The following is a 13014-nucleotide window of genomic DNA, read 5'->3' as shown; positions in this document are numbered from 1 at the left end:
CGTCCCACCGCTCCAGGAGTGCGGTGTCCGCCGCACGGAATACTCCGGCAGCACGCCGCGCTCCCTCCTGGGGCTGCCGGAGCCCGCACCCCCCTAGGAAGGGCCGACGGTCATGAGTATCCCCACGCTCCAGGAATGGCAGGACTGGCACAGCCGGCGGACGGCCATGGTCTCCCAGCCGTACGGGCCGCCGGCCCTGGCCGCCACCCACTGGCTCGCCGGCCGCCCCGGCGGCCGGATCGAGGGCCTGCCCGGCACCTGGACCGAGGAGGGCGACGCGGTCGTGCTGCGGGCCGGCGCCGACGACGGACTGACCGTGGACGGCGAGCCGGCGGACGGCGAGATCCGGCTCGGCGAGGACAGCGGCCCCGACGCCACTCGGGTGGTGCACGGCGCGCGGCATCTGCTGGTGCTGCGCCGTGCCGGGCGGTGGGCGGTACGCGACTACGATCCGGACGCTCCGGCCCGCCGGACGTTCGCCGGTATCGAGGTCTCCCCGTTCGACGAGCGCTGGGTGCGGCCCGGCTTGTTCCGGCCGTACGACCGGGGGCGCACCGTCCAGGTGCCGCACGCCGACGGGCAACAGCGCGGCCTCGGTCTCGCCGGTGAACTCGCCTTCACCCTCGACGGCGACGAGCACACCCTGCAGGTCGCGGTCGAGGGCGACGGCTCCCTGTGGGCGGTGTTCGCGGATGCCACCAGCGGCAGGGGCAGTTACCGCTTCCGCTTCCTGCGGCCGCCCGCGCCCGCCGAGGACGGCACCGTCACCGTCGACTTCAACCGCACCCTGCTGCCGCCCTGTGCGTTCGCCGACCACTTCCTCTGCCCCTTCCCGCCGCCCGGCAACACCCTGCCCGTCGCCCTGCCGGCCGGGGAACGGAACCGCATCGTCCACTGATCCGTCCAAGGGCCGACCGAGGGGGTCAGCGCCGCCCCGGCAGCCGTCAACGCGGCTGCCGGGGCGGAGTGTTGCCGGTGGTGAGGCCATGAAGAACGTGTATCCGGCACAAGACATTCGGGTGGCCCTCTTGCGCTGCGGGGGTGGAGCGCCCGAAACTCCGCTCAGCGCTTGTCAGGGGCACGCTGAAAATGAACGTGCGGATTCCCGCGTGCCCTTCGGCTGCGCCTCACGGGCTGCCCACCGGCGGCCCCCCGATCCCCCTCGGAGGAATCAGTGAGGAACGAGCGCACCACCCCCCGCAGCGGCGTTGCGAGACGCACCCGGCTGATCGCCGTGGCGTCCGGACTGGTGGCCGTCGGAGCCATCGCCATCCCGAGCGCCAACGCCCAGGACCCCGCCCCCGCAAAGACGTTCAGCGCCACCCAGCTCACCGCCGTCGGCAACGCGGTACGCGCGGCGGATGTCGCGGGCACCGCCTGGCGGGTCGACAGCAAGACCCACACCCTGGTCGTCACCGCCGACCGCACGGTCTCCCAGGCCGGGATAGCCAAGATCGAGCGGGCCGCCGGCAGCAATGCCGACGCGGTCCGTATCGACCGCATCGCGGGCACCTTCCGCAAGTTCATCTCCGGCGGCGACGCCATCTACGCCCCCAGCTGGCGCTGCTCGCTGGGCTTCAACGTCCGCAGCGGCAGCACCTACTATGCGCTGACCGCCGGTCACTGCACCGACGGCAACCCGCCGTGGACCACCGGGTCCGGTGCGAGCATCGGCCCGACCGCCGGCTCCAGCTTCCCCGGCAACGACTACGGCATCATCAAGTACACCGGCTCGGTCTCCCATGAGGGCACGGTCGGCGGCCAGGACATCACCAGTGCCGCCACCCCGAGCGTCGGCCAGACGGTCACCCGCCGCGGCTCCACCACCGGCACCCACAGCGGCAAGGTCACCGCGCTGAACGCCACCGTCAACTACGGCGGCGGCGACGTCGTCTCCGGTCTGATCCAGACCACCGTCTGCGCCGAGCCCGGCGACAGCGGCGGTCCGCTCTACTCCGGGAGCACGGCGCTCGGCCTCACCTCGGGCGGCAGCGGCAACTGCTCGTCCGGCGGCACCACGTTCTTCCAGCCCGTCACCGAGGCGCTGAGCGCCTATGGGGTGAGCGTCTACTGACGCCGGCCGGCTGACTTCCGTACGGACCGGTCCCCGCGCGCGCCGGGGCCCGTACGGAGGGACATCCGCGCCGACCGCCGGGCCTGGCTCCGGCAGCACGAGGGCCCCCGTCCGCCGGCGGACGGGGGCCCAGTCGCGCCCGGTGTGAGCCTCGACCGCCTTCCCGGGCCGGGCATACCATGGTAAATGACGTGATTCGGACGGCGTACGGCACATGTCAGGGAGCCGTGATGGTCGAAGAACTGGTGACGACCGGGGTGGCGCTGGCCTCCGCCGGTGCCGTGTATCTCGTGGCCGCGGCGCGCGTGGTCAAGCAGTACGAACGCGGTGTGGTGCTCCGGCTGGGCCGGCTGGCCTCCGAGGTGCGCGGGCCGGGATTCACCATGATCGTTCCGGGCATCGACCGGATGCGCAAGGTCAACATGCAGATCGTCACGATGCCGGTGCCCGCCCAGGAGGGCATCACCCGGGACAACGTGACCGTCCGGGTCGACGCGGTCGTCTATTTCAAGGTCGTGGACGCCGCCGACGCCGTCATCCGGGTCGAGGACTACCGCTTCGCGGTCTCGCAGATGGCGCAGACCTCGCTCCGGTCGATCATCGGCAAGAGTGAACTGGACGATCTGCTGTCGAACCGGGAGAAGCTCAACCAGGGCCTGGAGCTGATGATGGACAGCCCGGCCATCGGCTGGGGTGTGACCGTCGACCGGGTGGAGATCAAGGATGTCTCGCTGCCGGAGACGATGAAGCGGTCGATGGCCCGCCAGGCGGAGGCGACCCGGGACCGGCGGGCCCGGGTGATCAACGCCGATGCCGAGCTCCAGGCCTCGAAGAAGCTGGCCGAGGCGGCCGCGGCGATGTCCGACCAGCCCGCGGCGCTGCAATTGCGGCTGCTGCAGACGGTGGTGGCGGTCGCCGCCGAGAAGAACTCCACCCTCGTCCTGCCCTTCCCCGTGGAGCTGCTGCGGTTCCTGGAGCGCTCCGGGCTGCAGGCCCAGGCGCAGACCGCGGCGGCCGAAGCGGAGCGGGACGCCGCACAGCGGCCGGCCGCCCCGGCGCCCGAGGCCTCGCACGGGGCCGTCGAGGAGGGCGCCTTGCCGCCGGAGCTGGAGGACCTTCCGGAGGCGGAGGACCTGCCGTAGCGGCGGAGCGCCGATAAGTCCCTGATGTCCCTCTGATCGCCGTAAATGCCTGTTGGTGCGGGTGCTTACGGCGGTCTCTGCTGTGCGGGGGCCGGTTCCCGGCCGGTGCTTTCCGGCCAGCTATAGTCCTCACACGTTGCCGTCCGCCGAGCGCCTCGCGTGCCTGCTGATGTCCGTGCCCGGGACCGAGGCGTGCGGACATGGGTGTGACCATCGTGTGGCGAAAACGTGAACTCCCGCATGGGGGACCGGAACTCGGTCTTGTGCGCGAGTGAGGCGGATGGGAATACTCTGCTCCGCGCATTGGCATGGACGCGCCCCCCGGGACGTCGGGGCGGACCCGTTCGTGCCCTGACTCCTCACTCTCCGGGCCCGTGCAACTCCCCACAGTTTCCGGGCTCTTCCCCCCACGGAGGCTCCGACTTGAAGCACCGTCGCATACCCAACCGGCGCGTCATCGTCGCAGGTGCGGGAGCCCTTGCGCTCGCCGCCACCGCCACTGTCACCCTCGCCAACGCCAACGCGTCCCAGGCTCCCGCGCCCACCCCGGCGCTCGCCAAGCTGACGTCCGCCGCGGCGACCACCCTCGCCTCCCACCTCAAGACGGACACCGCCGGTGCCTTCTACGACGCCAAGGCCAAGAAGCTCGTGGTCAACGTCGTGAACAAGGCGGCGGCCCGTGCCGTACGGGCAAAGGGGGCGGAAGCCAGACTTGTCGCCCATACCTTTGCCCAGCTGGACTCGGCCCGGCAGACGCTGAAGTCGAAGGCGACCATCCCCGGTACCTCCTGGGGCATCGACCCGCAGAGCAACAAGGTCGTGGTCACCGCCGACCGTACGGTCAAGGGCGCCAAGCTGGACCGGCTCACCAAGGTCGCCGAGAGCCTCGGCAGCAAGGTCGAGGTGCGCCACAGCAAGGGTGAGTTCAAACCCTTCATCGGCGGCGGCGACGCGATCTGGGGGAGCGGTGCCCGCTGCTCGCTCGGCTTCAACGTCGTCAAGGACGGCCAGCCGTACTTCCTGACGGCCGGCCACTGCGGCAACGACATCAAGAGCTGGTCCGACAAGCAGGGCGGCTCGGCGATCGCGACCACCGAGGACTCCAAGTTCCCGGGCGACGACTTCTCCCTCGCCAAGTACACGGGCGACACCGCGCACCCGAGCGAGGTCAACCTCTACAACGGCAGCACGCAGAAGATCACCAAGGCCGCGGAGGCCACCGTCGGTGAGAAGGTGCAGCGCAGCGGCAGCACCACCCAGGTGCACGACGGCACCGTCAAGGCGCTGAACGCCAGCGTCAACTACCAGGAGGGCACGGTCGAGGGTCTGATCCAGACCGACGTCTGCGCCGAGCCCGGTGACAGCGGCGGCGCGCTCTTCGACGGCGAGACCGCGCTCGGTCTCACCTCCGGCGGCAGCGGCGACTGCTCCCAGGGTGGCGAAACCTTCTTCCAGCCGGTCCCGGAGGCCCTGAAGGCCTACGGCGCGGAGATCGGCTGACCCGCGCGGAGATCGGCTGACCCGCGCGGCGGACCGCACCGCCCGGTGTACGGCGCCGGCCCCGGGCCCGCTCGGCGCCTGGGGCGGCCCCCGGACACACTCGGCGTCCGGGGCGGCACCGGCCTCCGCCCGGTGTCCGCCGCACAGGACGATCCCCGGGCACCGCCCTCCGGTGCCCGGGGATCTCAAGCCGGACCGGTCAGAAGTTGAAGACCGAGTCGCTGTCGTTGTTCATCGCGCAGGGGTTGGCGAAGGTGTGGCTGTACGAGACCCGCTTGCCCTGCCACACACCGTCGGCGGTGACCACGAGGGGGTTCCACTCCTTGGTGCACAGCCGGTCCGAGGTGGCGCCGGTTATCGCGTTGAAGTCGCCGGCCACCGCACGCAGTTGGGTGCAGGCGGCTTTCGCGTACGGGTGGCTGCCCCTGGCCCCCGGCATACAGCTGAGCGTCACGGCGCGCTGCACCGTGGCGGTCGCACGGCTTTCGCCCTGGCCCACCGTCAGCACCAGTTCCGTCGGGGCATACAGGCCGCCGGTCCGCGTCGGCTGCGCCGGTGCGGCGGCCTGTGCGGTGGTGGCCAGCGTGCCCAGGACCAGTGCCGCGCCGAGCGCGACCGCCCCAGTGATGTACCGCATGACGAACACTCCCTTGCTCGAAGGTGCAGATACCGGTCGGGAGTCTGGCCCAACCGCACCCCGAAAGCATCTTGAGTGCGCACGAGACGATCGCTTTGAGTCATTAGCTGAAAGCTGAGAGTAATGGCGTGAACGAGCCGGAGGGGGTGCGCGGCGGCCGGGTGAAGCGGGGTGTGCGGCCAGCGCGGATGTCGCGCCGGTCATGCTCCTGGCAAGGGCCACCCGGGCCCGGAACGAAGGAATCCGGCCGCCGACCGGCCGTTCGGGCGGGTTTCGATCTCCGGCGATTGGCTGAAGAGAGGGGCCGGAGGGCCCCTCCGTGCTGCCCTGGATGCCCGCTGAGGTAAGAACCGGCCACCGGCCGCTCGCCTTACCGGCCCGATGCTTGCGGTCTCGGCGGGGGTCAGCGACCGCCGGGCCGTCCGCTCCAGGGCCGCGTGTACGGGGGGTGCGTCCGGGCCGGCCGGTGCGGTGTCCGGCTCGTCTCCACTGCCGCACCCCGTCGGCGAGCAGTGGGTCCCTACGTCCTGGTTCCTGCGCCCGACCTCAAGCCTGCCCCGTTTCGAACCGGCTCACCTTGCCGTCCGCCACCGTGAACTGCCAGCGCGTGCGCATCTCGCCCCAGGTGTCGTTGCGGTAGTCCGCCACGAGGGACAGGCCCTGGTGCGACTCGGACTGCACGTCCATGTGCCCGCGGGTGGTGAAGATCTCCCGCTCGCACCACTCGCGCAGGTCCCGGTCGGACCCGTCGTCGGACATGGTGGCGTCGGGGGTGAGAGCGGCGAAGAACGCCTGCTCGTCGTTGCTGTTGAGGGCCGTGACCAGGGCACGTACCGCAGGGTCGGACAGCCGGTTGGCGGAGATGGTCATGAGGGGGTCTCGCCCTTCTTGCGGAAGATCGACAGTGCCAGGGTGATCAAGGTGCCGCCCACCGCCCAGGTCGACAGCACCAGGAGCGGGCCGGTGACCGCGCGGCCGTGGAAGTAGGCGAGGGAGCGCGCGGCCCAGGTGCCCGCCCCCGGGGGGAGAGCGGGGCCGATGGCACGCCAGAACGGGGGCAGCAGCGGGTAGGGGTAGGCGCCGCCCGCGCTCGGGTTGCCGAGGATGACGATCAGCAGGATCGCCAGGCCGATGCCGATGATGCCCAGCAGGGCCTGGCAGGCCAGGGTGGTGGCGCCCACCGCGAACACGATCAGGGCGCCCAGCCCCCAGAGCCCGAAGAAGGTGCCGGGCAGGGCGCCGAGGACCGGTCCGACGATGATCGCGCCGGCCAGTCCGGCGACGATCGCGTACAGGGCGAGCGCGGCCAGCCGGATGACCGCCCGGTGCCCGTTGGAGGGCCGCGCCCCGGCGCTGATCGCGAGGATCGCGGCACACAGATAGCCGCCGACGCACCAGCCGACGACCAGGTAGAAGGACGACAGGCTGCGGCTGTCGCCGGGGGCCGCCGGATTCATATCCACCGTGCGGACGGTGCGGTGCTCGGCCTTCTCCGCCGCGCGGACGACCAGCTCGACCGCCTGGGCCAGGGAGGCGCCGCCACCGCCGGCCACCAGCAGCCGGTCGGGTCGGCCGCGCGGGCCGACGATCAGTGCGCCGTCGATCGTCCGGTCCGCGAGCTGCTGTCGCGCGGCCCGCTCGGAGGGCACCGCGCGGGGGTCCAGGGGGGAGCCGGGCAGCCGGTCCAGTTTGCCCACCAGCTGCCCGCTGACCTGCGCAGGGGCGACGACGCCGAACGGCACATCGGCCGGCTTGGGGTGGTGGAAGGCGCCGGTGTACGACGTGATGAACGCGATCATCAGCCCCAGCACGCCGAGCACCAGCAGCGAGGCATGGGGCGTCACCGCGCTCTTCACCTCCCTGAGGAAGGTGGTGCGGGCGCCGTCGTCCGTCGTGGTCATGCGTCGCTCCTCGCCGCACTTCCGGCTGCCGGTCCGGTGCTGTCGGTGCTTTTGCTCCGCCATCTTCCGGTCGGTGGTGGGGGTGTGCAGATCGGGCGGGGCTGATCGGTGGATGGGCGGGCGGTGCCCCTCGGCAGGTGTTCGTACGAAGTGTTCGTACGGATGTTCGATGAGCGGGTTATGGTGGAGGTGAGGAACGAGAGACACAAGGTCAGCCGGGGGGCGGATGAGGCGCAGGAGGTGCGGATGCCCGGGTTCACGCATCTGCATACCGCTTCGGGGTTCTCCCTGCGCTACGGCGCCTCCCATCCGGAGCGGCTCGCCGAGCGCGCCGCCGAACGCGGGATGGACGCCCTCGCGCTGACCGACCGGGACGGGCTCTCCGGAGCCGTACGCTTCGCCAAGGCCGCCGCCGAGGCCGGTGTCCGCCCGCTGTTCGGCACCGAACTCGCGGTGGCGGAACACGAGCCGGGACCCGTGGCCGGCACGGCCACCGCGCGACGGCGTACCCCGGTGCGCGGCGGCGCCTTCCTCGACGAGTCCGCCGCCCGCGCCGTCTTCCTGGCCCGCGACGGAGCGGCCGGCTGGGCCGCCCTGTGCCGGCTGGTCTCGGCCGCCCACGCCGGCCGGGCCGAGCAGCCCGTCCTCCCGTGGAGCTCCCTGGAATCCGCCACGGACGGACTGACCGTGCTGCTCGGACCGGAGTCCGAGGTCGGCCGGGCGCTGGCCGCCGGCCGCCCGGACCGCGCCGCCCGGCTCCTCGCCCCCTGGCGCGAGCTGTACGGCGAGGCGCTGCGCCTGGAGGTCGTCGACCACGGGCGGCCCGGCAGCGGCCCCGGCTCTCCGCGGCTGGCCGCCCGCACCCTCGGCTTCGCCGTCGACCAGGGCGTCCGCGCCGTCCTGACCAACGCGGTCCGCTATGCCGACCCCGGCCAGGGCCCGGTCGCCGACGTCCTGGATTCCGCCCGCCGTCTGGTGCCGGTGGACCGGCGCCGGCCCGAGGCCTGGGACAGCGGCGAGCGCTGGCTCAAGGACACCGCCACGATGAGCCACACCGCCGAGCGGATCGCCGAGGCGGCCGGATTCCGGCGCGACCTGGCCCACCGGCTGCTCGCCATGACCGAGGAGACCGCCGGCGCGTGCCTGGTCGACCCGCAGGACGACATCGGGCTCGGCCATGTCCACTTCCCCGAGCCGCGGCTGGTCGGCGCGGGCCACCGCACTGCCGCCCGGGTGCTGCGCTCGCGCTGCGCCGCCGGGATGGTGCTGCGCGGCTACGACCACGACCGCACGCGCTGGGACCGGCTGCACGACGAACTGCGCACGATCGAACGGCTCGGCTACCCCTCGTACTTCCTGACGGTCTCTCAAGTCGTGGACGACATACGGGAGATGGGTATCCGGGTCGCGGCCCGCGGGTCCGGCGCCGGCTCCCTGGTCAACCACCTCCTCGGCATCGCGCACGCCGACCCGGTCGAGCACGGCCTGCTGATGGAGCGCTTCCTGTCCGAGCGGCGGGCGGCGCTGCCGGACATCGACATCGACGTCGAGTCCGCCCGCCGGCTGGAGGTCTACCGCGCGATCTTCGACCGCTTCGGTGCGGAGCGGGTCGCCACGGTCTCGATGCCCGAGACCTACCGCGTACGGCACGCCGTACGGGACGTGGGCGCCGCCCTGGGTATGGACCCGGCGCAGGTGGACCGCCTCGCCAAGGCCTTCCCGCACATCCGCGCCCGGGACGCGCGGGCGGCGCTGGCCGAGCTGCCGGAGCTGCGCGGGGTGCGGGAGGCCGGCGGCGAGCGGCTGTGGCCGCTGGTCGAGGCGCTGGACGCGCTGCCGCGCGGGATCGCCATGCACCCGTGCGGGGTGCTGCTCTCGGACGCCACGCTGCTGGACCGTACGCCGGTCGTCCCGACCAGCGGTGAGGGCTTTGCGATGTCCCAGTTCGACAAGGAGGACGTGGAGGACCTGGGGCTGCTCAAGCTCGATGTGCTGGGCGTGCGGATGCAGTCGGCGATGGCGCATGCGGTCGCCGAGATCGGCCGGGCCACCGGGCGCCGGATCGATCTCGACGACCCCGCGCAGGTGCCGCCCGGCGACGACGCGACCTACGACCTGATCCGCTCGACCGAGACGCTCGGTTGCTTCCAGATCGAGTCGCCGGGCCAGCGCGACCTGGTCGGCAGGCTTCAGCCCGCCACCTTCCACGATCTGGTCGTCGACATCTCCCTCTTCCGGCCGGGGCCGGTCGCCGCCGATATGGTGCGGCCCTTCATCGAGGCCCGGCACGGCCGGAAGCCGGTCCGCTATCCGCATCCCGACCTGGAGGAACCGCTGCGCGAGACCTACGGGGTGGTGGTGTTCCACGAGCAGATCATCGAGCTGCTGCGGATCATGACGGGCTGTGCACGGGACGAGGCGGACGAGAAGCGGCGCGCGCTGTCGCATCCGGAGCTCCAGGGCAGGCTCCGCGCCTGGTTCGCCCAGCGCGCCGAGCGGCGCGGCTATACGTCCGAAGTGATCGCGCGCACCTGGGAGATCGTCGAGGCCTTCGGCTCGTACGGCTTCTGCAAGGCGCATGCGGTGGCCTTCGCGGTGCCCACCTACCAGTCCGCCTGGCTCAAGGCGCACCACCCCGCGGCCTTCTACGCCGGGCTGCTCACCCACGACCCCGGGATGTACCCGAAGCGGCTGCTGCTCGCGGATGCGCGGCGGCGCGGGGTGCCGGTGCTGCCGCTGGATGTGAACCGGTCGGCGGTCGCTCACCGGATCGAACTGGTGTCCGGTTCCGGTGAGGGCGGCGGGCCCCGCTCCGGCGCGGTCTGGGGGCTGCGGCTCGCGCTCTGCGATGTGCACGGCATGAGCGAGGCCGAGGCGCGGCGGATCGAGGCCGGGCAGCCCTACCGCTCGCTCCAGGACCTGTGGCAGCGGGCCAGGCCGAGCCGCCCGGTGGCCGAACGCCTCGCCCGGGTGGGCGCGTTGGACGCCTTCGGCGCGAACCGGCGGGATCTGCTGCTGTACCTCGCCGAGCTGCACCACCACGGGCGGCAGACGTCCGGTGGTCAGCTGACGCTGCCGGCCGGGGCCCTCGACGGCGCGGGCACGGAACGGACGGCTCCGGCCGATCTGGTCGAGCCGGTGGGACTGCCCGACCTCAGCGATGTCGAACGGCTCAGCGCCGAGCTGGGCGTCCTCGGCATGGACGCCTCCCGCCATCTGATGGCCGACCACCGGGAGTTCCTCGCGGAGCTGGGCGCGCTGCCGGCCCGGCTGCTGCGCGGCGCCAGGCACGGCGAGACGGTGCTGGTCGCCGGCGCCAAGGCGGCCACCCAGACACCGCCGATCCGCTCCGGCCGCCGGGTCATCTTCACCACCCTGGACGACAGCACGGGACTGGTCGACTGCGCCTTCTTCGACGACAGCCACGCGGCCTGTGCGCACACGGTCTTCCACTCCTGGCTGCTGCTGGTGCGCGGTACGGTCCAGCGGCGCGGTCCGCGCAGCTTCAGCGTGGTCGGCGCCGCCGCCTGGAACCTCGCCGAGCTGGCCGAACTCCGGCGCGAGGGCGGGCTGGAGGCGGTCGCCGCCCGGCTCGCGACGGGGCCGGACACGCCGCCGGACGACGGGGCGGAGGGGGCGGATGACGGGGCGGGCGGCGGAGCGGCGGACGGGGCGGGCAAGGGGCTGCCGGGGGAGGAGTCCGGGACGGGCCGGGAACCCGAGCCGGCCGCCGCCCGGGGCCGCACCATCCGGCTGGAGACCGGCTATGAGCTGCACCCGTGGGCCGACCTCCAGCCCCCGGGCGAACGCGCCGCCACCGGCCGCAAGTTGTGGCACTCCAGCCCGGGGAGCGCGGGATGACCCCCGCGCCGAGGCCGCCCGCCGCGCCGTCGGAGCCGCCCGGTGCCCCGCGGCAGCCGGGCATGCTCCACATACGCTTCAAGGCCGCCGACGACACCCCCGTGAGCGCCGGAGGGTTCGAGCAACTACTGCGACTGCTGGCGCAGTTCACCCCGGTGATCGAGGCGCTGCCGCCGGACGCCGCGCTGGCGGATGTGCGCGGTGCGGTGCGCTACTTCGACCGGGACGCGGCGGGCATCGCCGAGCTCGTACGGCTGCGCGCGCTGGCCTGGCACGGCGTACGGTGCACGATCGGGATCGGCGCCAACCCGCTGCTCGCCCGGATGGCGGCCCAGGAAGCGGCGCCCGGGGAGATCCGGTCCGTGCCCGAGGACGCCGAGGCCGTCGCCTCGTTCCTCGACCGCCGGCCGGCCTCGGCGCTGCACGGCGTCGGCCCGGCGACCGCGCGCGCCCTGTGTGCGTACGGGCTCGACAGCGTCGGCCGGATCGCCGCCGCACCGCCCGCGACCCTGCAACGGATCCTCGGCGCGAAGACCGGCCGCGTCGTGTACGAGCGGGCCCGCGGCATCGACCCGACGCCGGTGACGCCCAACCCCGCGGCCCGCTCGATGGGCGCGGAACACCGCTTCGTCCACGACGAGCTGGACCCGGCCAGGCGCCGCCGGGCGCTGCTCTCGCTCGCCGACGGCCTCGGTGCCCGGATGCGCGCGAGCGGGCAGGTGGCCCGTGCGCTCACCCTCACCGTCCGCTACGCCGACCGCTCCACCACGACCCGCACCCGGCGGCTGGACGGGCCGACCGCGCACGGGCCCGCACTGACCGAGACGGCCTATGCGCTGCATGCCGCGCTCGGATTGCAGCGGGCGCGGGTGCGGTCCGTGGCACTGCGGGCGGAGGACCTGTGCCGCGCCGAGCTCGCCGTGCGCCAGCTGACCTTCGACCCGTCCGACGACAAGGCGCACCGTATCGAGGCGGCCGTCGACCGGGCGAGGGCGCGCTTCGGGTCGGGGAGCGTACGGCCCGCGGCGACCCTCGGCCACACCGGCCGTATGCCCCCGCCCCCGGGCGCCAAGCCACCCGGCCCCGGGGCCGCCCGGCCGTAGCGCCGGCCGTGTCGCCTCAGCCGTAGAGCCTCTCCGCATACCCCGGGCCGTAGTGCTGCTCCAGCGCCTCCAGCGGCATGTCCTGGGCCTCGACGCCCTTGACGATCCGGGCCCGTGAGGGCAGTGCGTCCGGCTGCCAGGTCTCCGGGTTCCACAGCTGCGAGCGCAGGAACGCCTTGGAGCAGTGGTAGAAGAGCTCCTCGACCTCCACCAGCAGCGCCAGCCGCGGGCGGTTGCCCTTGACGGTCAGCTCGTCGAAGAACGGGGCATCGCGCAGCAGCCGGGCGCGGCCGTTGATCCGCAGGGTGTCACCGCGCCCCGGCAGGAAGTAGTTCAGCCCGACATGGGGGTTGCCGAGGAGGTTCACCATGCCGTCCAGGCGTTTGTTGCCGGGACGGTCCGGGATCACGAGGGTGGTGTCGTCCAGGACGTGGGTGAAGCCCGCGGGGTCGCCCTTGGGCGAGACATCGCACCGGCCCTGTGCGTCCGCGGTGGCGATCACGCAGAACGGCGAGTGGGCCAGCCACTGCCGGTCGAGGTCGTGCAGCCGGCGGCGGGTCTTGTGCGCCGCGTGGGAGCTGGGCTCGCCGATCAGCTCGCGCAGCTCCGCCTCCGACGAGACCTCCACGATGCCGGCCGGATCCGCTGCCCCTGCCGTCTCCATCGGTATCCCCCTCCTGTTACGTCTCATGTCTTATGCCACTGGTCAAGGCGTTGTCGACGATACGGGACCGCTCCGGCAACCGAAGCGGTCACGACGTACGGAACAGGGCGCAGGCACACAAACGGCGCTCTG

At 72.8% G+C, this 13014-nt stretch carries 10 protein-coding genes; 6 read left to right on the top strand and 4 right to left on the bottom strand.

Annotation, left to right across the window (positions count from 1 at the left end):
- The first annotated feature begins 112 nt into the window (after positions 1-112).
- The 4 genes from K7C20_RS08115 to K7C20_RS08100 all read left to right on the top strand — a co-directional run bounded on the left by K7C20_RS08115 (position 113) and on the right by K7C20_RS08100 (position 4716).
- Positions 113-898: a DUF1684 domain-containing protein gene (locus tag K7C20_RS08115; protein WP_053208380.1), complete on the top strand. Its 786-nt coding sequence runs from the start codon at positions 113-115 to the stop codon at positions 896-898.
- Positions 899-1174: 276 nt separating this feature from the next.
- Positions 1175-2074, top strand: coding sequence for a S1 family peptidase (locus K7C20_RS08110; protein ID WP_030078630.1), 900 nt, complete (start codon positions 1175-1177; stop codon positions 2072-2074).
- Positions 2075-2304: 230 nt separating this feature from the next.
- Positions 2305-3216, top strand: a complete 912-nt coding sequence (locus K7C20_RS08105; protein ID WP_030078632.1) for a slipin family protein — start codon at positions 2305-2307, stop codon at positions 3214-3216.
- Positions 3217-3639: 423 nt separating this feature from the next.
- Positions 3640-4716, top strand: coding sequence for a S1 family peptidase (locus K7C20_RS08100; protein ID WP_030078634.1), 1077 nt, complete (start codon positions 3640-3642; stop codon positions 4714-4716).
- Between the two features lie 199 nt (positions 4717-4915).
- On the opposite strand, the gene K7C20_RS08095 is transcribed toward K7C20_RS08100, so the two are convergent.
- The 3 genes from K7C20_RS08095 to K7C20_RS08085 form a co-directional block, all read right to left on the bottom strand.
- Entirely contained in the window at positions 4916-5353 is a 438-nt protein-coding gene (locus tag K7C20_RS08095) for a subtilase-type protease inhibitor (protein ID WP_053208379.1), read from the bottom strand.
- Positions 5354-5899: 546 nt separating this feature from the next.
- A complete protein-coding gene (locus K7C20_RS08090; RefSeq protein WP_030078638.1) occupies positions 5900-6223 on the bottom strand; it encodes a hypothetical protein in 324 nt (107 codons plus the stop codon).
- Positions 6220-7254, bottom strand: coding sequence for a YhgE/Pip domain-containing protein (locus K7C20_RS08085; protein ID WP_030078640.1), 1035 nt, complete (start codon positions 7252-7254; stop codon positions 6220-6222). The genes K7C20_RS08090 and K7C20_RS08085 overlap by 4 nt, the downstream gene beginning before the upstream one ends.
- 246 nt (positions 7255-7500) lie before the next feature.
- On the opposite strand from K7C20_RS08085, the gene K7C20_RS08080 reads away from it, so the two are divergent.
- Together K7C20_RS08080 and K7C20_RS08075 are read left to right on the top strand one after the other, a co-directional pair.
- On the top strand, positions 7501-11115 hold the full coding sequence (locus tag K7C20_RS08080; protein WP_053208417.1) for a DNA polymerase III subunit alpha: 3615 nt from the start codon (positions 7501-7503) through the stop codon (positions 11113-11115).
- Positions 11112-12218, top strand: a complete 1107-nt coding sequence (locus K7C20_RS08075) for a DNA polymerase Y family protein (protein ID WP_053208378.1) — start codon at positions 11112-11114, stop codon at positions 12216-12218. The genes K7C20_RS08080 and K7C20_RS08075 overlap by 4 nt, the downstream gene beginning before the upstream one ends.
- Before the next feature lie 16 nt (positions 12219-12234).
- Here the strand turns inward: K7C20_RS08075 and K7C20_RS08070 are convergent, their stop codons facing one another.
- Positions 12235-12882: a pyridoxamine 5'-phosphate oxidase family protein gene (locus tag K7C20_RS08070; RefSeq protein WP_048829058.1), complete on the bottom strand. Its 648-nt coding sequence runs from the start codon at positions 12880-12882 to the stop codon at positions 12235-12237.
- Between the last annotated feature and the right edge of the window lie 132 nt (positions 12883-13014).

Origin of the sequence: Streptomyces decoyicus, assembly GCF_019880305.1 — a bacterium.
GTDB lineage: Bacteria > Actinomycetota > Actinomycetes > Streptomycetales > Streptomycetaceae > Streptomyces > Streptomyces decoyicus.
The sequence above is the reverse complement of the archived record's forward strand: the minus strand, read 5'-3'. Positions and strand labels throughout refer to the sequence as shown.